This is a genomic window from Allochromatium humboldtianum (genome assembly GCF_013385175.1).
Taxonomy (GTDB): Bacteria; Pseudomonadota; Gammaproteobacteria; order Chromatiales; family Chromatiaceae; genus Thermochromatium; species Thermochromatium humboldtianum.
Window position 1 is genome coordinate 39,290 of sequence record NZ_JABZEO010000006.1, and the last position, 19,108, is coordinate 58,397.

At 64.3% G+C, this 19,108-nt stretch carries 19 protein-coding genes; 10 read left to right on the forward strand and 9 right to left on the reverse strand.

Annotated features, from left to right (window positions below; all coding sequences use genetic code 11):
* Window positions 1–22: 22 nt before the first annotated feature.
* From soeB to HW932_RS10300, 6 genes are all read right to left on the reverse strand, one after another.
* Window positions 23–745: a sulfite dehydrogenase subunit SoeB gene (gene soeB / locus HW932_RS10275; RefSeq protein WP_155448385.1), complete on the reverse strand. Its 723-nt coding sequence runs from the start codon at window positions 743–745 to the stop codon at window positions 23–25.
* Window positions 742–3,645, reverse strand: coding sequence for a sulfite dehydrogenase subunit SoeA (gene soeA / locus HW932_RS10280; RefSeq protein WP_176976406.1), 2,904 nt, complete (start codon window positions 3,643–3,645; stop codon window positions 742–744). The genes soeB and soeA overlap by 4 nt, the downstream gene beginning before the upstream one ends.
* A gap of 158 nt (window positions 3,646–3,803) precedes the next feature.
* Window positions 3,804–4,079, reverse strand: a complete 276-nt coding sequence (locus HW932_RS10285; protein ID WP_176976407.1) for a hypothetical protein — start codon at window positions 4,077–4,079, stop codon at window positions 3,804–3,806.
* 387 nt (window positions 4,080–4,466) lie between these two features.
* Window positions 4,467–5,540 (reverse strand): homoserine O-succinyltransferase MetA, encoded by a 1,074-nt coding sequence (gene metA, locus HW932_RS10290; RefSeq protein WP_176976408.1) that lies wholly within the window; start codon window positions 5,538–5,540, stop codon window positions 4,467–4,469.
* Between the two features lie 104 nt (window positions 5,541–5,644).
* Complete coding sequence (locus tag HW932_RS10295; protein ID WP_176976409.1) at window positions 5,645–6,490, reverse strand: ATPase; 846 nt, start codon at window positions 6,488–6,490, stop codon at window positions 5,645–5,647.
* A 49-nt stretch (window positions 6,491–6,539) separates the two neighbouring features.
* Window positions 6,540–8,441: an ATP-binding cassette domain-containing protein gene (locus tag HW932_RS10300; protein WP_176976410.1), complete on the reverse strand. Its 1,902-nt coding sequence runs from the start codon at window positions 8,439–8,441 to the stop codon at window positions 6,540–6,542.
* 269 nt (window positions 8,442–8,710) lie between these two features.
* Here HW932_RS10300 and HW932_RS10305 point away from each other — a divergent pair, with 269 nt between their 5' ends.
* From HW932_RS10305 to cydX, 6 genes are all read left to right on the forward strand, one after another.
* The gene (locus HW932_RS10305; RefSeq protein ID WP_012971678.1) at window positions 8,711–9,418 is read left to right on the forward strand and encodes a Crp/Fnr family transcriptional regulator; all 708 of its coding nucleotides are present in this window, start codon (window positions 8,711–8,713) and stop codon (window positions 9,416–9,418) included.
* 112 nt (window positions 9,419–9,530) lie between these two features.
* Window positions 9,531–9,950: a DUF6858 family protein gene (locus HW932_RS10310; protein WP_176976411.1), complete on the forward strand. Its 420-nt coding sequence runs from the start codon at window positions 9,531–9,533 to the stop codon at window positions 9,948–9,950.
* Window positions 9,951–10,000: 50 nt separating this feature from the next.
* The gene (locus tag HW932_RS10315) at window positions 10,001–10,423 is read left to right on the forward strand and encodes a NifB/NifX family molybdenum-iron cluster-binding protein (protein WP_176976412.1); all 423 of its coding nucleotides are present in this window, start codon (window positions 10,001–10,003) and stop codon (window positions 10,421–10,423) included.
* 191 nt (window positions 10,424–10,614) lie between these two features.
* Window positions 10,615–12,219, forward strand: a complete 1,605-nt coding sequence (locus HW932_RS10320; protein WP_176976413.1) for a cytochrome ubiquinol oxidase subunit I — start codon at window positions 10,615–10,617, stop codon at window positions 12,217–12,219.
* 15 nt (window positions 12,220–12,234) lie between these two features.
* Complete coding sequence (gene cydB, locus HW932_RS10325; protein WP_176976414.1) at window positions 12,235–13,377, forward strand: cytochrome d ubiquinol oxidase subunit II; 1,143 nt, start codon at window positions 12,235–12,237, stop codon at window positions 13,375–13,377.
* Window positions 13,378–13,458: 81 nt separating this feature from the next.
* Window positions 13,459–13,578, forward strand: coding sequence for a cytochrome bd-I oxidase subunit CydX (cydX, locus tag HW932_RS10330; RefSeq protein WP_012971683.1), 120 nt, complete (start codon window positions 13,459–13,461; stop codon window positions 13,576–13,578).
* Window positions 13,579–13,663: 85 nt separating this feature from the next.
* Here the strand turns inward: cydX and HW932_RS10335 are convergent, their stop codons facing one another.
* From HW932_RS10335 to HW932_RS10345, 3 genes are read right to left on the reverse strand one after another with little or no spacing between them, the layout of a single operon-like run.
* Complete coding sequence (locus tag HW932_RS10335; RefSeq protein WP_176976415.1) at window positions 13,664–14,341, reverse strand: YiaD family glycine zipper/OmpA-like lipoprotein; 678 nt, start codon at window positions 14,339–14,341, stop codon at window positions 13,664–13,666.
* Between the two features lie 17 nt (window positions 14,342–14,358).
* On the reverse strand, window positions 14,359–14,805 hold the full coding sequence (locus HW932_RS10340) for a hypothetical protein (RefSeq protein WP_176976416.1): 447 nt from the start codon (window positions 14,803–14,805) through the stop codon (window positions 14,359–14,361).
* Window positions 14,806–14,824: 19 nt separating this feature from the next.
* Window positions 14,825–15,613: a lytic transglycosylase domain-containing protein gene (locus tag HW932_RS10345; RefSeq protein ID WP_176976417.1), complete on the reverse strand. Its 789-nt coding sequence runs from the start codon at window positions 15,611–15,613 to the stop codon at window positions 14,825–14,827.
* Window positions 15,614–15,721: 108 nt separating this feature from the next.
* Here HW932_RS10345 and nth point away from each other — a divergent pair, with 108 nt between their 5' ends.
* From nth to sthA, 4 genes are all read left to right on the forward strand, one after another.
* Entirely contained in the window at window positions 15,722–16,360 is a 639-nt protein-coding gene (gene nth / locus HW932_RS10350; protein ID WP_176976418.1) for an endonuclease III, read from the forward strand.
* A gap of 22 nt (window positions 16,361–16,382) precedes the next feature.
* Window positions 16,383–16,817 carry a DUF1841 family protein gene (locus HW932_RS10355; protein WP_176976419.1) on the forward strand — a complete coding sequence of 145 codons (435 nt, stop codon included), beginning with the start codon at window positions 16,383–16,385 and terminating at the stop codon, window positions 16,815–16,817.
* 188 nt (window positions 16,818–17,005) lie between these two features.
* The gene (locus HW932_RS10360; RefSeq protein ID WP_176976420.1) at window positions 17,006–17,437 is read left to right on the forward strand and encodes a host attachment protein; all 432 of its coding nucleotides are present in this window, start codon (window positions 17,006–17,008) and stop codon (window positions 17,435–17,437) included.
* 79 nt (window positions 17,438–17,516) lie between these two features.
* Window positions 17,517–18,914, forward strand: coding sequence for a Si-specific NAD(P)(+) transhydrogenase (sthA, locus tag HW932_RS10365; RefSeq protein WP_176976421.1), 1,398 nt, complete (start codon window positions 17,517–17,519; stop codon window positions 18,912–18,914).
* Window positions 18,915–19,108: the final 194 nt, after the last annotated feature.

Below are 19,108 nucleotides of genomic sequence, written 5' to 3' on the forward strand. Positions count from 1 at the left end.
GGATTCGATCCTGAAAGGCGGATTACCAGGCCACGTCGTCGAGGGTTTCCTCGCCGGTGTAATCGGTGAGATCTTCCCGGCGCAAGGGGTTGTCGACGCGCGTGAGTTCCTCGGGATCGATGTGCATCCGGGTCTTCTGGCGCGGCAGATAGTGGTTGGCCGGTTTGGTGCCCCACTCGGGCATGAGCTGATAGCCGCCGCGCTCGCGGATGGCGATCGAGACCTCTGAGTCCGGATCATGCACGTCGCCGAACAGACGCGCGTTGGCCGGACAGGCCAGCACGCAGGACGGCTTGCGATCCCGTTCGGAGAGCTTGGCGTCGGTGATGCGGTCGATGCAGAGCGTGCACTTCTTCATCACTTTCTGCTGCTCATCCAGCTCGCGTGCGCCATAGGGACAGGCCCAGGAGCAGTATTTGCAGCCGATGCACTTGTCGTAATCGACCAGCACCACGCCGTTGTCCGGGCGCTTGTACGACGCGCCGGTTGGACACACGGGCACGCAGGGCGGCTCCTCGCAGTGCAGACAGCTCTTGGGGAAGTGCACCGTCTCGGTATTGGGGAAGGTTCCGACCTCGAAGGTCTGCACCCGGTTGAAGAAGGTGCCGGTCGGCGAACCCTCATAAGGATTCTGATCCACCAGCGGACCGGCCCAGCCTGAGGTGTTCCACTCCTTGCAGGAGGTCACGCAGGCATGACAGCCGACACAGACATTGAGATCGATGACGAGGGCGAGTTGAGTCATGACGCTTGCTTCCCGAAGATACCGGCCACATAGGCCTGCCACTTGCCGCGCTTCTTCTCCTGACCGGGGAGACGCGGCATCGGCTTGAACTGGGGCGACGTGACCTCGGGTTCACCCGCCTCGGCCTTGTAGACCCGCACCCGCACGTCGAACCAGGCCGCCTGTCCGGTCACTGGGTCAGAGTTGGAGAGGTGTTCGCCGGCCTCGTGGGCGGGCAGTTCTTCGCTGATGACGTGATTGAGCAGGAAGCCTTTGCGCGCCTCGTCGGCATTGGGGGCCAGACCCCAGGCGCCCGCGCCCTTGCCGATGGCGTTCCAGGTCCAGACAGTGCCCGGCTCCACGGCCTCGGAGAAGCGGCACATGCAGCGCACCCGGCCATATTGCGACTCGACCCAGACCCAGTCGCCGTCAGCGAAGCCCTGGGCCAGACCGATCTTCGGACTCAGGAACAGATAGTTGTGGCTGTGGATCTGGCGCAGCCAGGCGTTCTGGCTGTCCCAGGAGTGGTACATGGCCATCGGGCGCTGGGTGAGCGCGTTGAGCGGATAGCGCTGGGTGTCGGTGAAGCGCGACTCCAGCGGCTCGTAGTAGAACGGCAAGGGGTCGAAATAGGTCTCGACCCGCTGGCGCAACCGCTCGGGCGGACGACGACCGGGACGCTTGCCCTGAGCGGCGAGCCGGAAGCGCTGCAACACCTCGGAATACAGATGCAGGGTGATCGGCTCGGCATAGCGGATCATGCCGTGCGCGCGCGCCCAGTGCAGATAGCCCTTGTTCCAGTTGCGCATGTACTGATAGCTGCGCGGCAGTTCGTGATGGAAGACGCAGCCGTTCTGGGCATACATCTCCCACTGATGCGGATTGGGTTCGCCCTTGAGGAACTGATCGCCGCTCTTGCCGCGCCAGCCGGCCAGGAAGCCGATGCCCGACCCCGGCGAGGTCTCGTAGTTGACGATGAAATCCGGATAGTTGCGATATTTGCGACTGCCGTCGGCATTGGTGAAGGCCGGCAGCTTGAGTCGCGAACCGAGTTCGACCAGCACCTCCTGGAACGGCTTGCACTCGCCCTTGGGCGGCAGCACCGGGATGCGCACCGAGTCGACCGGACCGTCGTATTCCGAGATCGGACGGTCGAGCATGGAGAGCACGTCATGGCGTTCCAGATAGCTGGTATCCGGCAGCACCAGATCGGCGAAGGCCACGGTCTCGGAGGCGAAGGTGTCGCACACCACCAGGAACGGGATCTTGTATTCACCGTTCGGATGCTTGTCGACCAGCATCTTGCGCACCTCGACCGTGTTCATGGTCGAGTTCCAGGCCATGTTCGCCATGAACAGGAACAGGGTGTCGATCGGATAGGGATCGCCGCGCCAGGCGTTGGTGATGACGTTGTGCATCAGGCCATGCACCGAGAGCGGATACTCCCAGGAGAACGCCTTGTCGAGCCGCACCGCCTCGCCCTCGGCGTCGACGAACAGATCCTCGGGCTTGGACGGCCAGCCGAGCGGCATGCCGTCGAGCGGGGTGTTCGGCTGGACAGCCTCGGGGCCGTGCGGCGGCTTGGGACAGGGCGGGATCGGACGCGGATAGGGCGCCTTGTGCCGGAATCCGCCCGGACGGTCGATGGTGCCGAGCACGGTCATCAGCACGCCGAGCGCGCGGATGGTCTGGAAGCCGTTGGAGTGCGCCGCCAGTCCGCGCATGGCATGGAAGGCGACCGGATTGCCGGTGACGGATTCGTGCTCGTCGTCCCAGCAGTCGGTCCATTTGATCGGCAGCTCGATCTTCTGGTCGCGCGCCATGACACCCATTTCGTGGGCGAGACGGCGGATGGTGTCGGCCGGGATGCCGGTAATGGGCGCGGCCCATTCGGGGGTGTATTGCTCCAGGCGCTCCTTGAGCAACTGGAACGAGGGCTTGACCGGGGTGCCGTCGGGCAGGACATAGCGGCCCATCAGACGCGGATCGACGCCGGGCGTATGGGTGCTGATCGGGCCGTCGATGTCGCGGTCCCACCACAGCTTGTTCTGCGGATCGAAGCAGTCCGGCTCGACATGCATCTCGGCGCGATAGAACAGGCCGTGATCATCGCGGCTCGGGTCGTCGATCACCAACTCGGCGGCGTTGGTGTAGCGCACCAGGAAGTCGCGGTCGAACAGCCCTTTGTCCAGAATCTCGCGGGTGATGGCCAGCAGCAGCGCGCCATCGGTGCCGGGCTTGATCGGCACCCATTCGTCGGCGATGGCCGAATAGCCGGTGCGCACCGGATTGATCGAGATGAAGCGTCCGCCGCGCCGCTTGAACTCGGAGATGGCGATCTTGAGCGGGTTGGAGTGATGGTCCTCGGCAGTGCCGATCATCACGAACAGCTTGGCGCGCTCCAGATCCGGGCCGCCGAACTCCCAGAACGAACCGCCGATGGTGTAGATGAGACCGGCGGCCATGTTGACCGAGCAGAAGCCGCCATGCGCGGCATAGTTGGGCGTGCCGTACTGCTTGGCGAACAGACCCGTGAGCGCCTGCATCTGATCGCGGCCGGTGAAGAGCGCGAATTTTTTCGGATCTTCGGCACGCAGCTTGGCGAGCCGTTCTTCGAGCATCGTGAAGGCTTCGTCCCAGGAGATGACCTCGAAGGCGCTCTCGCCGCGCTCGGCATTGGCCTTGCGCCTTAGCGGCTGGGTGAGTCGACCCGGAGAGTACTGCTTCATGATCCCCGAGCTGCCCTTGGCGCAGATCACGCCCTTGTTCAGCGGGTGATTGGGGTTGCCGTCGATGTAGCGCACCTCGCCATCGCGCAGATGCACCCGGATACCGCACCGGCAGGCGCACATGTAACAGGTCGTCTCCTTGACCTCGACGCGACCGACGAGGCTGTCCGAATGACTGGCTGGATCCTGCATGGGGGTACCTTTCGCGGGGGATGACGGACGAGACAATCGCCGCATTCTAATATTCAAACGTCCGTGGTTTCAAACCGGCTCAATACTCAGTATTTCGAGCGCGCAATAAAAAGGCCGCGCATGGCGGCCTGTTTCGAGCAGGGGATATGGCGAGCAGATCAGGCGGCGGCGCGGTACTCGGCGGGCAGCCAGGCGCTCAAACGCTCACGCTCCTGCTGGACGTCGACGGTGAAGAAATGATTCAGGACTTCCAGCGCCTCGGTCAGATCCTGGCAGGGCCACTCGTTGGTGACGGTGCGGCAATTCCAGTCCTCGACATGGAAGCAGTAGTGACCGCCCTTGGCCGCTCCCTCGGCGTCGAAGCGTAGCTGATAGCCGGTGGAGGTCTCGGGATCCCACTTGTAGCGGATCGTATTCTGATTGGATTCGAACATGTCCTGGCCTTCGTCGCGAAAATAAATGTATGAAGATGACTGCTGATATACACGAGGAAACCACGCACCGGGATTCGTCGAGCTGAAATCGAGTCATGCGCGCAACAGCGCTTGTCTCATTTCGGCTGCATACAGCAATCCATGGCTTCATTCTAGTACATGGATGCAACAAACAACAACCGCCGCCCGTCCGGATTTTGTGCAAAAAACGTGATCTGTTAGGCGATTTTGAAAGTCAGCGTGCTTTGTATGGAATTTACCAAAGCACTCGGCACATTGAGATGTGCGTTTTATTTTTGCAACACCGCCGCCATTCAATCAGGTGGGACGCAACACCTACAGTAGGCACGGGAAGCCAGCCGACCCTGCCAGTTCGCACCGCCCGCCCTACCTGGCCCCCAACCCGAGCGGATCGTTCGGATCGATGCCGGCCATGAAGGTCTGGCGGCGGTCATGATGCGTGACCTGATAGATCAGCCCCATCCAGTTGCCGATGACGCCCTCGGCCGTGTCGTGCCAGGTGTTGTGCAGATCAGCCGCGATGAGCCGCTCGGGCAACTCGGGTGGCTTCTGACCCCGATCGAGCGCCCGGATGACGCGCTCGCGGTGCTCATCGAGGATGGCTCGCGCCTGTAAGCCGAAGTAGTTGTCCGGAAACGGCGGATAGTCGGACCGCGTGCCGGCGGCGAAGCGCCCGACCTCACGCTTGTATTCCTTGAGCAGTGAAATGGTGTCGTATTCGGGATGCCCCTGGAAGAACACCTGCCGAAAGCCGTCCGGGCTGACCGCCAGATGCACCCCCGCCTCCTCGCTCTCGACCAGCACATGCAGACCGGCACCGACGAACTGCGCGTGACTGATGTCGTTGAAACGCGAATGCGGCACGTCGAAGCAGGTATTGACGTCGGCCACCAGCGGATGGGTGCGCGCCAGCACCCGATGCGGAAACACCCCCCAGCGCTTGGCCGGCAGACGGCGGCGCCGCTCACCATAACGGAACTGCATCACCGCATGGGTCGCCAGACAGGAGCAGAGCGTCGAGCAGACGTTGTCGTAGGCCCAGTCGACCACCTCGATGAGCGGCTCCCAGAACGGCTCCAGCGCCAGATCCGGCCCGGTGACGTTGGCGCCGGTGATGATGAGTGCATCCAGACCGTCGGCGCGGATCTGATCGAATGGCTGGTAATAGCGCTCGACATGGGCGCGCGCCTCGGGGCCGCGCTCCAGCTCCTTCAGCGTGAAGGGATGCACATAGAACTGCGCGATCTGGTTGCTCTCGCCGATCAGGCGGAAGAACTGGCGCTCGGTCGCCGCCAGGGCCGCATCCGGCATCATGTTGAGCAGACCGATGTGCAGTTCGCGGATGTCCTGATGGAGCGCGAAATCCGGGTCGAGGATCTGCTGCCCCTCCTCGCGCAACCGGGCGAAGGTGGGCAGGTCATTGTGGGCGACGATGGGCATAACAGCAGCGTTCAGTCAGTGGCAGTCATGGCGCTCGGTTCGACAGGATCGTGCGGCACCCGGTCCTGTAGGTTCAGCAACGATTCTGTCGAGCCCGTCCGTTTTCAAGCACTCCGCGCGATGGCCGACTCGACCAGGGCGAGGAAATCGGCCTCGTCGCGCACCTGGGCCACGTCTTCGGAGGAGACGGTATAGCCGTGCGGCTGGGCGATGGCCTCATAGCGCGGCACACGCGAGTGGAACAGACGCGGGAAGACCCAGCGCGTGAAGTCGTCCGGCTCGATCTGGGCCACATAGTCGAGTTGGCGCAGTTCCAGATAGTCCTTCACCGCCGTTTGCAGGAACTCGGGTCGATAGTAGAGCGGCTTGGGATCGGCCTGGGCACGCTCGATGAGCTTGATCTCGTCGGCCTCGGGCACGCGGATGTAGAGGATCAGACTGTGCCGGGCGAGCATGTCGATGACGCGCGGCTCTTCGAGCTCGCACAGACTGCCGCCGACATCGTTGACCAGATGGGCGTAGCCATAGACCTCCTGGGCCTTGCGCACGAACTCGGGCAGATCGAACATGGCCGCGATCTCGGCCTCGCGATAGAGCGCCTGACGACGGCTGAACTCGTCGAGCGGCAGCCCGCCCTGCTCCGGATTGCCGAGCTTGCCGATGAAGCTCAGCACCGGGCCGAGATCATTGATCTTGATGACGTTGCGGATGGTGATCCAGTCGCGGCGCAGCAGATCGCGCAGGAACGGATCGCGCATGGCACGCGACTTGATCAGATCCAGGATCGGCTCGTCCAAATAACGGGTGCCGATGCGGTAGTCGCCCGAATAATGGAACCAGTCGTGACGGCGCAGCAGCCCCGAGAGATGGGTCTTGCCGACCCCGGACATGCCGAGCAGGGTCACGCATTTACGCTTCCAGGCGCGGAATTCCTCGACCGTGAATTTCAATGGATCTACTCCGAAATGGATGGATGTGGATGTTCTTCGATCAGATGCCTCACTCGCGCGCGGCCAGCGCCTCCCAACGCGCATAGGCCGCTTCCAGCTCGGCGTCGACGGTCTCCAGACGCGCCTTGACGGTCACGACCTCGGCGCCGTCGCCCTGATAGAGCGCGGGATCGGCCAGACGTGCGTGCAGAGCGCTCTGCTCCTGCTCCAGCGACTCGATACGCCCCGGCAGTTCGGCCAGTTCGCGCGTCTCCTTGAAGCTGAGCTTGTCGCTGGTGCGCTTGGGTTTGGACTTGGGTTCGGCCGCCTGAGTCGCGGGCGCGCTCGATTTGGGCGCCGGGGCCGGCTCGACCGGACGCGGACGCTGCCTGAGCCAGTCCTCGTAGCCGCCGACATAGTCGCGCACGACCCCATCGCCCTCGAACACGAGCGTGCCGGTGACGACATTGTCGAGCAGAGCACGGTCATGGCTGACCAGCAGCAGCGTCCCCGAGTAGTTCAGCAGCAGTTCTTCCAGGAGTTCCAGCGTCTCGGTGTCGAGATCATTGGTCGGCTCGTCGAGCACCAGCAGATTGGCCGGACGGGTGAAGAGCTTGGCCAGCAGCAGGCGGTTGCGCTCGCCGCCCGAGAGCGCCTTGACCGGCTGGCGCGCACGCTCAGGGGTGAACAGGAAGTCCTTGAGGTAGGACAGCACATGACGGCTGGCGCCTTCGATCTCGACCTGATCACTGCCGCCGGCGACGTTGTCGCGCACGCTCTTCTCGGGATCGAGTTGGGCGCGCATCTGGTCGAAATAGGCGATCTGGAGATTGGAGCCGCGCTGGATACGCCCCTGTTGCGGTTCCAGCTCGCCGAGCAGGAGCTTGAGCAGCGTGCTCTTGCCCGCGCCATTGGGTCCGATGATGCCGATCTTGTCGCCGCGCAGGATGAGCGTCGAGAAATCGCGGATGACGGTCTTCTCACCCCAACGATGCGTCACGCCCTCGGCCTCGACCACCAGCTTGCCCGAGCGATCCGACTCGCTCAGCCGGATGCGCGCCGAACCCTGGAGTTCGCGCCGCTCACGACGCTCCTCGCGCATGGATTCGAGCGCGCGCACCCGACCTTCGTTACGAGTCCGCCGCGCCTTGATGCCCTGCCGGATCCAGACCTCTTCCTCCGCGAGCTTGCGGTCGAAGTGCGCATTGGCCTGCGCCTCGGCATGCAGTCGTTCCTCGCGCCGACGCAGATAGTTGGCGTAATCGCCCGGCCAGTCGGTCAGCCGACCGCGATCGAGTTCCAGGATGCGCGTGGCGACCCGCTGCAAGAAGCGCCGGTCATGAGTGATGAACAGCAGCGCGCCCTGAAAACCGACCAGAAACTCTTCCAGCCAGGCGATGCTGTCGATGTCGAGATGGTTGGTCGGCTCGTCGAGCAGCAGCAGATCCGGTTCCACCACCAGGGCGCGCGCCAGCATCACCCGCCGCTGCATCCCGCCCGAGAGCGACTTGAGTTGCGCCTCGCCATCGAGTCCGAGCCGCGAGATGACGCGCTCGGTGCGCTGCTCGATCTCCCAGCCGCCCTGATCCTCCAACTGATGCTGGAGTTCGGCCAGCCGCGCCAGATCCTGCTCGCTGGCGTCCGCGCCGAGCGCGTGCGAGCGGGTGAAATATTCGTGCACCAGCGCCCCCAGCTCGCCGAGCCCGGAGGCCACCACCTCGAAGACGCTGGCATCGACATCCCCCGGCACCTCCTGCGCCAGCCGCCCGATCCGCAACCCCTGACCGGCATGCACCCGCCCGCTGTCGGGCTGGACCTCACCGGCGACGATCCGTAGCAGTGTGGACTTGCCCGCCCCATTGCGCCCGATCAGACAGATCCGCTCGCCGCGCTCGATGGCGAAGGAGACCTCATCGAGCAGGGGCGGCAGGCCGTAGGAGAGACCGATCGAATCGAGACTGAGCAGGGTCATGCGTTTTCCAGGGAATCACGGAGGATGAATGTTGTCGGAGCAGGCGCCCATATCGCGACCGCGTAGCGAGCCAACGGCGACACAGGCACTCGATTGCGCTTTGTCAATGACACGCCAGGGCCGCCTGGATCACCGACTTCGAGTAATATTCTAACTTCGATCGCTCCAACCGCGTCGATTCGAGATGAATCCGGCGCGGATGGAGACAGACCCCAGGCAGTGAGCCGCGCTCCCGTGGACGCGGACCGATTAGGAGTCCATCGCTACCGATGACGAAAACAGTCTCTCTCCGTGAGGCCTGGTCCGGCGAGGCCAATTGCCTCAATTGCGCGCTACGGACCTCGGTGCTCTTCTCCGGCCTGCAGGAAGCGGACTTCGAACACATCCATGAGCCGATCGATCAGTTCACGCTCAAGCCGGGCGCGCATCTCTATCTGGCGGGCGACACAGGCGAGTACCTGTTCACCATCCGTTCCGGGATGCTGAAGCTGGTTCAATATCTGCCGGACGGCAGCCAGCGCATCGTTCGCGTCGCCCGCTCCACCGATGTGCTGGGTCTGGAGTCACTGCTCGACGATCGCTATCAGCACGACGCCATCGCGCTGCATCCCACTGAGGTCTGTCGTTTCCCGGCGCGTCTGGTGCGCGAACTCGGGCGCGTCAACCCGACCCTGCACCACGAACTCATGGCCCGCTGGCAGCGCGCCCTGACCGAGGCCGATGCCTGGCTGACCGAACTCTCGACCGGCTCGGCGCGCCAGCGCGTGGCCCGACTGCTGCTGCGTCTGGTGCGCGACCGCGAGACCAGCGAATGTCCGCTCTTCAGCCGTGAGGACATGGGCGCCATGCTCGGCGTCACCACCGAGACGGCCAGCCGCACCATCGCCGAGTTCAAGCGTCAGGGGCTGTTGGTGGAGACGGCGCCCAATCTCTTCCTGCTCGACATCCCCAATCTGCGACGGCTGGCGGAGGATTGAGGCGAGGCGTGCTCGCCGGCCCGCTGAGTTTGACTAATTTCAATGCGTTGCGCCTGATCTCAAGGTTACGCTTGCGCCATTCCGTCGCCCATGGCCAGGATCTCCACGCCCGATGAAAACATCACTCTCGTTCGCCGAATATCCCATTTACTCACTGGAGATCGCGCGCGAGGAGACACCCTTCGATTCGGTCGAAGCCATCTGCGGCTATTTCCGCGCCTGCATCGAGTCGCATCGTAGCGCGGTCTTCATCGCTGAGTTCGATCACTACGCCCATACCCGGTCCCTGCCCGAAGGGCACATCGGCGAGGACATCCGCGCGGCCCGGAACCTGGTGTTCTGCTTCGGCATCTCGCTGCCCAAGCCCGAACTGCTCGCCTGTCGTCCCCGTTCGATCGGCATCGCCGAGACCGACCTGGGTTTCCTGATCACCTTCATGGAAACCCCCATGCCGGTGGCCAACGCCGTCATGGAAGACTGGGCCCTGGGATTGTGCAAACACCGCCCCGAGACCGCTGCACAGGCGGCCTGAGGCCGGACACCCTCCCCTCATCAACCCACCGACTTCGGAACACCCACTCCATGCGCATCGCCGTCACCAGTCAGAATTTCCGCACCATCACCGGACACGCCGGCAAGACCCGGCGCTTCCTCATCCTGGAGGCCGACGGCCAGGGCGAGCCGGTCGAGGTCGAGCGCCTGGATCTGCCCGCCGGCCTGTCACTGCACGATCATCACGGCGACGATCATCCGCTGTTCACACTCGGACTCGATGCCATCCTGACCCAGAGCGCCGGGCAGGGGTTTCGCGCCCGTCTGGCCCGTCAGGGCATCGCCGTCCATGCCACCAGCGCCACGGACCCCATGAGCGCGGCGGCCGATCTCGCCGCCGGTCGACCGCTTCCGACACCGGCTCCGCACGACGACGATCATGGGCATGGCCATGGACACGCCTCCGGCACGGAACGCGCTCAGGTTCGACTCCAGGTCGGGACTCTGAAGTAAACCGCTCTCCCCTCCCCGCGTAAAGCGGCCCCGTCGAGCGACAACCTGACTCAGATCATTTCCGATAAGCGCGATCCGGTTTAGTCTCTTGCCGCTGGCGCGGCTCGCCGAGGATCTCCCGACCCGGCGAGCCAAGTGCCGAGGTAGCAACCCTCCGTGACACCTGGTCCCGGACTTCAGGAGACTCGCTCATGCTCGACAGTACCATGGTCGAACTCTCGCGATGGCAATTCGCCGCCACCGCAATGTATCACTTCCTCTTCGTTCCACTGACGCTCGGACTCTCCTGGATCCTGGTGATCATGGAAAGCGTCTATGTCATGACCGGACGCGAGATCTACCGGGACATGACCAAGTTCTGGGGCAAGCTCTTCGGCATCAACTTCGCCCTGGGCGTCACCACCGGACTCACGATGGAGTTCCAGTTCGGGACCAACTGGGCCTATTACAGCCACTATGTGGGAGATGTCTTCGGCGCGCCCCTGGCCATCGAGGGTCTGATGGCCTTCTTCCTGGAGTCGACCTTCATCGGCCTGTTCTTCCTCGGTTGGGAGCGCCTCTCCAAGCGCCAGCATCTGGCCGTCACCTTCCTGACCGCACTCGGCTCCAATCTCTCGGCGCTGTGGATCCTGGTCGCCAACGGCTGGATGCAGAACCCGGTCGGCTCGGAGTTCAGCTACGAGACCATGCGCATGGAGATGACCAGCTTCAGCGAGTTGCTGCTCAATCCGGTCGCTCAGGTCAAGTTCGTGCACACGGTCGCCGCCGGCTATGTGACAGCCTCGATGTTCGTGCTCGGCATCAGTTCCTGGTACATGCTCAAGGGGCGCGATCTGGCCTTCGCCAAGCGATCCTTCTCGGTCGCGGTCGGCTTCGGTCTGGCCTCCATCCTCTCGGTCATCCTGCTCGGCGACGAGTCCGGCTACGAGGTCGGCGACGTGCAGAAGGTGAAGCTCGCCGCGATCGAGGCCGAATGGCACACAGAGCCGGCGCCCGCCGCCTTCACTCTCTACGGTCGTCCGAGCAACGAGGACGAGGAGACCCATGACGCCGTCAAGGTGCCCTGGCTGCTCGGACTCATCGCCACCCGCTCGCTCGACACCGAGGTCAAGGGCCTGAAGGATCTGATGCGCGAGCACGAGGTGCGCATCCGTAGCGGCATGATCGCCTATCAGTATCTGGAACGTCTGCGCGGCGGTGAGGACACGCCCGGCAACCGCGCCGTCTTCGAGGACCACAAGAACGATCTCGGCTATGGTCTGCTGCTCAAGCGCTATACCGAGAATCCGGCCGAGGCGACCGAGGAACAGATCCAGCTGGCGGTCAAGGATTCCATCCCCGAGGTCGCGCCGCTGTTCTGGACGTTCAGAATCATGGTCGCGGCCGGGGTCTGGATGCTGGCGCTCCTGGTGCTGGGTTTCTACTACAACGCCAAGCGCGTCATCCAGGAGAAACGCTGGCTGCTGCGGCTCTTTCTCTACAGCATCCCGGTGCCTTGGATCGCCGCCGAGACCGGCTGGTTCGTCGCCGAGTTCGGACGTCAGCCCTGGGCCATCGGCGAGGTGCTGCCGACCTCGATCGCCGTCTCCAGCCTGACGGCCAACGACGTTCTCATCAGTCTCTCGGGCTTCATCCTCTTCTACACCCTGCTGTTCATCATCGAGATGTTTCTGATGTTCAAGTTCGCGCGTCTGGGTCCGAGTTCGCTGCACACCGGACGCTATCATCACGAGTGCGACGCCGGTCACGCGGGCGGCATGGCTCCGGCCACGGCTCCGCAGAAATCGCTCGACTAGGAGGCACGACCAATCATGATCCTCGACTATGAAACGCTGAAGTTCGTCTGGTGGGTGCTGGTCGGTGTGCTCTTCATCGGCTTCGCCGTCACCGATGGGCTGGACATGGGCGTCGGCGCCCTGCTGCCCTTCCTCGGTCAGAACGACGAGGAGCGGCGCGTCATCATCAACACCGTCGGCCCGCACTGGGACGGCAATCAGGTGTGGCTGATCACGGCCGGCGGGGCCATCTTCGCCGCCTGGCCGCTGGTCTATGCCACGGCCTTCTCTGGCTTCTACTTCGCGATGCTGCTGGCGTTGTTCGCGCTCTTCTTCCGTCCGGTCGGGTTCGACTACCGGAGCAAGATCGCCGATCCGCGCTGGCGCAATGCCTGGGACTGGGGGCTGTTCGTCGGCGGCGCGGTGCCGGCGCTGGTGTTCGGCATCGCCTTCGGCAACCTGCTCCAGGGCGTGCCCTTCCATCTCGACGATCTGCTGCGGCCCTACTACAGCGGCAGCTTCTTCGGGCTGCTCAATCCGTTCGCGCTGCTGGCCGGGCTGATCAGTCTCGGAATGCTGATCATGCACGGGGCCATCTGGCTGCAACTGCGCACCGCCGAGCCGATCTCGGGTCGGGCCAAGGTGGTCGCGAAGAAGGCGGGACTGGCGACCATCGTCGCCTTCGCGCTGGCCGGCGTGTGGCTGACGATCGGCGTGGACGGCTACAAGGTGGTCTCGATGCCGGCGCTGGATGCCGTGCCCAATCCGCTGACCAAGGAAGTGGTGCGTGACGGCGGCGCCTGGCTGGCCAACTATGCGGCCTATCCCTGGACGCTGCTGTTCCCGCTGCTCGGCTTCGCGGGCATGGGACTGGCGGTGCTGGCCTCGATGTCGAACCGGGCCGGCTGGGGTCTGGTCGCCAGCAGCCTGGGGCTGACCGGGATCATCATGACCGCCGGCGCGGCCATGTTCCCCTTCATCATGCCGTCGAGCACCAATCCCAACAGCAGCCTGATCGCCTGGGACGCGGTGTCGAGCCATCTGACGCTGACGGTGATGTTCTGGGCGGCGGTGATCTTCGTGCCGCTGATCCTGGCCTACACCACCTGGACCTATGCCAAGATGTGGCGGCGGGTGACGGTCGAGGAGATCCGCTCGCAGGATCATCTGGCCTATTGAGTGGTCTTCCCTGTCGCCGGATCCGAACGGCATTCCGGCGACAGGGTTCAAGTCATCCGTTGATTCATCGAGGAACGAGCCATGTGGTACTTCTCCTGGATACTCGGCGTCCTGCTGGCGCTGGCCTTCGGCATCATCAATGTGCTCTGGTATGAGTCCGATCAGTGCCGCAGCACGGCCGACGACGATTGCCCCACCTGATCCCTTGGGTCGGCCCGAACGAAAAACGCGGCCTGGGCCGCGTTTTTTATGGTTCGGATCTTTCCTGATCCACTGTCGTGCGCAATCAGCCTTGGGTGATCGGCATGATGACGATGTCGACCCGGCGGTTGAGGCGCCGCCCCTCCTCGGTCGCGTTACTGGCGATGGGCCGGTTCATGCCGTAGCCGGCTGAATAGATACGCTGCGGCAGCACGCCGCTACGCTCCAGGTAGTATTCGACCGAAGCGGCGCGCCGCTCGGAGAGCGTCTGGTTGTAGGCCGCCGCGCCCGTGCTGTCGGTATGCCCCGAGATGGCGAGCTGGGTCTTGCCGTATTTGCTGACGATGGCCGCGATCTTGTCGAGCGTGCTGTAGAAACCCGGCTGGATGCGATCGGAGTCGACCTCGAAGGCGGTCGCGCCCGTCATGCCGACGAGCAGCTGATGATCGGGCAGCTTCTGCACCCGGATGACGCCGGCGGCGATCTCGGGCGCGAGCTGGCGCTCGAAGTCGCGCTTCTGCTCCTCCATATAGGAGCCGACCATGGTCCCGACCAGGGCGCCGCCCACGGCGCCGATCAGCGCGCCCTTGCCCGCGTCGCCGCTCAGCGAGCCGATGATGGCGCCGGTCGCCGCGCCCGCCGTGGTGCCGATGGCGGCGCCGCGCCCGGTCTCGGTCAGGCCCGAACCATCGGCGGCACAGCCGCTGATGAGCGCGGCAGCCACGCCGGAGAGAACCAGTGTCCTGGCGTTCAGTCGAGTCATGCAGTTGCTCCTCTTCGTTAGAGTTCGACCAGATCGGCGATGGATTTGTAGAAGAATTCCAGCCAGTCGTCGCGGTTGGCGAAGTCCATGATCGCAGGACGCTGTCCGAGCGTGTCGCGCACGCAGGTGAAGACCGCCGAACCGTCGCGCTTGAGCGTCACCTCGAAGGTGAGCGACCCATTGGGCACGGCCAGCTTCAGCCCCTGTGGGGCCGACTCCGGGCCGATCCAGGTGATCAGCAGTCCGGCCACCCGATCGTCGCGACGATCATAGTCGTCGGGCCAGATACGGCTGAGCACCGAGATGCGCACGAATTCGCCCTCGACGTCGCGGAAGGCGCGCACCAGGGGCGCGGCCAGCTCCGAGCAGGAGGCATGGAGCTCGCGCCGCCGGATGAAGTTGTCCTCGGCGCTCAGGGTGCTGTCCTGAGCGATCTGGCGCAGTTTTTGGAGCGTTTGATTCATACCCTTGATTTCAGCAGCTTCAGCGAATGACGGTCGTATCCAGTTCGAACATGGGCTTGCTCTCGGGGCCGACGTCGTGGAGGGCCGGATTGAGGTAGCGCACATCCAGCGTCGGCTTGACCTTGAGCGACAAGAGTGATGGGTCGAGATATTTTTTCAACAGACGCCGGGCCTGTCCGGTGTTGCGCACCCCGCGCAGTGTCTGCACCTGGGCGAGCGCGGCCTGAGTGGGCGCCGTCCCGCCATTGCGCCGATAGTGACGGATGACGGCCTCGGTATAGTTGAGCGTCTCCAGATAGGTGACGCGGCTGTTGGTGCGATCGACCACGCCCTCGCCGGCATTGTAGGCCATGATGACGCGCCCGTAGTCGTCGCTGTACTTGCGCAGCAGACGCTTGAGATGGCGCGTGCCGGTATTGAGATTGATCCGGGGATCGAACAGCGCCTCCACCGAGGTGACGCCATAGTCGGCGGCGGTCGGCGGCATGAGCTGCATCAGGCCCACGGCCCCGACCGGCGAAACGGCATGGGCATCGTAGTTCGACTCGGCGGCCACCACGGCACGCACCAGCGCTTCTTCGACGCCATGACGACGCGCCACCTCCGGGATCATGGCCTGGACCTCGGCACGGCTCGGGCGCGGCCGGTTCGGCGGTGTCGGCCGGGCCGGACGCACGGGTTCGACCGCGCCTGGAGCCGCCGAATCGGCGACGGCCCCGGTCGCGGCTTCAGTCTCGGCGAAAACGGACAGCGGGACCAGAAGCACGAGCAGTGCGAACGAACAGCGGGCAATCGGTTTTTGCTTCATCAGTTGCACGAGAAACCCGGCCCTCAGGGCGCGTGGAAGATGGCAGTCGACACAACGGGTCGAGCCGATGATGACGCATCAAACGACAGTCGAGAATACAATGCAACCATGAATGCCGAGAAATGCCATGAAATCTTCGCCCGTCTGCGCGAAGCCAATCCGAACCCCAGGACCGAGCTGGTCTATCGCACGCCCTTCGAGCTGCTGATCGCCGTGATGCTCTCGGCCCAGGCCACCGACAGGAGCGTCAATCAGGCCACGGCCGGACTCTTCGCGCACGCCGACACACCCGAGGCGATCCTGGCGCTCGGCGAGGACGGACTCAAGGCGCACATCCGCGCCATCGGTCTGTTCAACACCAAGGCGCGCAACATCCTCCAGACCTGCGCGCTCCTGATCGAGCGTCACGGCGGCACGGTTCCACGCGATCGGGCGGCACTGGAGGCCTTGCCCGGCGTCGGCCGCAAGACCGCCAACGTCATCCTCAACACCGCCTTCGGTGAGCCGACCATGGCGGTCGACACCCATATCTTCCGGGTCGCCAACCGCACCGGGCTGGCGCCGGGCAAGACACCGCTCGCCGTCGAACAGGGGCTTCTGGATCAGGTTCCGGCTGAATTTCTGCACGATGCCCATCACTGGCTGATCCTGCATGGGCGCTATGTCTGCACCGCGCGCAAACCGCGCTGCCCGGAATGCCTCATCGCCGACCTGTGCGACTACCCGGACAAGACCCCATCCAACTGAGTCCCATCCAGCGCCCGAGACCATGTTCAGTACCGACCGACAGACACACCGCCGGATCTTTCTCGAAGCCTGGCGCAAGGCCAATGCCCAGGAGCCGCTGGAGCCGCTCGAATCCCAGCTCGTCGAGCTCATGCGCCGTCACCCGGAATATCGGCCGTTCCTGGAGGGCGGCGAGCGCGCGCTCGACCAGGACTTTCCGCCCGAGCTGGGCCGGACCAACCCCTTCCTGCATCTGGGGCTGCATCTGGCCATCCTCGAACAGCTCAGCCTCGATCAGCCGCGCGGCATCCGCGATCGCTATCAACGCCTGCTCGCCCGACTCGGTGATCCGCATCAGGTCGAGCACGCGATCATGGAGTGTCTGGCCGAGGCGCTCTGGCGTGTCCAGCATCATCGCCTGCCCTTTGACGAAGCTGGTTATCTCGACTGCATCGCCCGTCTGGAACATAAGGGCTAGAAGGCCCGCATCCGTCGCATCCTGGAGGGGCGTCCACACAGCCCGCCTCCCCTGTTACACTCAGGGGCGGGGAAACGTTCGGTCGACCGGTTCACGCCCGAGTCGAGCCGGATTCGATCCGAGCCGCCCCGTTCGAGCCACGTCCCAGCCGTTCCACGGCTGGGCCCAACGCACGAGGAAGATGACCCATGCCCACCTGGATCCTGGTCGCGGACAACAGCCGCGCACGCATCTTCGCTGCCGAAAAGGCCGCCGGCTCACTCAACGAGATCAGCACCCTGGCCTTTCCGGAGGGCCGGCTCCACGAAGGCGATCTGACCACCGACAAGGCCGGACGCGGCCAGGCGCCCGGCGCCGGCGCCCATGGCGTCAATGGCGAGGAAGGGCACAAACAGGAGAACGCCGAGCGCTTCGCCGGCCTGATCTGCGACGATCTGGAGGCCGCGCGCAATCAGGGACGCTTCGGCAAGCTCTACATCATCGCCTCGCCCGCCCTGCTCGGACTGCTGCGCAAGCAGCTCTCGGCGCCACTGCGCCAGCTCGTCGCGGGCGAACTCGACAAGAACCTGACCACCCAGACACCCGAGGCGATCCGCAGGCATCTGCCGGATTTCCTCTAAATCACCCGCCCCGTAACCACGCGGGCAACTGAGGTGCCCGTGTGGCACGCCCGATTGAATCCAGAGAGAAGACGAACGCATGGCCAAGCGCGAATTCGACACCATCGTGATCGGCACCGGACCCGGCGGCGAGGGTGCCGCCATGAAGCTGGCCAAGGCCGGTCAGCGCGTGGCCGTCGTCGAGGCGCACCAGGCTGTCGGCGGCGGCTGCACCCACTGGGGCACCATCCCCAGCAAGGCGCTGCGCCACTCGATCCAGATGCTCGCCGACTACAGGCGCAACCCGCTGTTCCAGCACACCCAGCACCAGATCGAGGCCGAGTTTCCGGACCTGCTGCGCGCGGCCGACGGCGTCATCGACGCCCAGGTCCGCACCCGCTATCGCTACTACAGACGCAACCGGGTCGAGGTGATCTTCGGCCGCGCCCGTTTCATCGATCCCAACCGCCTCTCGGTGGAGCGCCCCGGCGGCACCCGGCTCGAACTGCGCGCGGAACATTTCGTCGTCGCTACAGGTTCGCGCCCCTATCGCCCGCCCGAGGTCGATTTCGAGCATCCGCGCGTGCGCGACAGCGACACGGTCCTGGCGCTCAGTCACACGCCGCGCTCGATCACCATCTATGGCGCCGGTGTCATCGGCTGTGAATACGCGTCCATCTTTGCCGCGCTCGACGTGAAGGTGAATCTGGTCAACACCCGCGACCGGCTGCTGTCCTACCTCGACGACGAGATCACCGACGCCCTGAGCTATCACCTGCGCCAGCAGGGTGTCATCATCCGCCACGATGAGACCCACGCGCGGATCGAGACCAGCGACAGCGGGGTGGTCCTGCACTGCACATCGGGCAAGAAGTTCAAGACCGACATCCTGCTCTGGGCCAACGGGCGCACCGGCAATACCCAGGACATGGGGCTGGAGGAGATCGGCCTGACGCCCAACGCGCGCGGTCAGCTCGACGTCAACGCCAGCTACCAGACCGCCCTGCCCCACATCTATGCCGTCGGCGACGTTGCCGGACCCCCGGCGCTGGCCAGCGCCAGCTACGACCAGGGGCGCTTCGTCGGCGCCCATATCGCCGATGGCCACTGCGACTGGTCGTTGATCGAGGAATTCCCCACCGGCATCTACACCGTGCCCGAGATCAGTTCGGTCGGACGCACCGAGCGCGAGCTGACTGCGGCCCAGATCCCCTACGAGGTCGCCCAGGCCGATTTCAAGAGCATCGCCCGCGCCCAGATCACCGGACACACGGTCGGCATGCTCAAGCTGCTGTTCCATCGCGAGACGCTCGAAATCCTCGGCATCCACTGCTTCGGCGAGCAGGCTGCCGAGATCGTGCACATCGGCCAGGCCATCATGTCCCAGCGCGGCGCTGCGAACACCATCCGCTATTTCACCGAGACCACCTTCAACTATCCCACCATGGCCGAGGCCTATCGGGTCGCCGCACTCAATGGACTCAATCGGTTGTTCTGAAGCGCGTCGTCGTTACGGATCCTGGTAAAACATCAGAAGTTGGCCTTTTTTCGATCCTCTGTTGAGCTATGTGGTCTGGTGCATGGTACTGGCGGCCTGGGCCAAGAGTCCGTATAGCGGCTTTGAGTCCATTCCCGTCTGCTCGCCGTACGTTGTCGAAAATTTGCCCGACGCGCCGAGCGGAAGCAATGGTC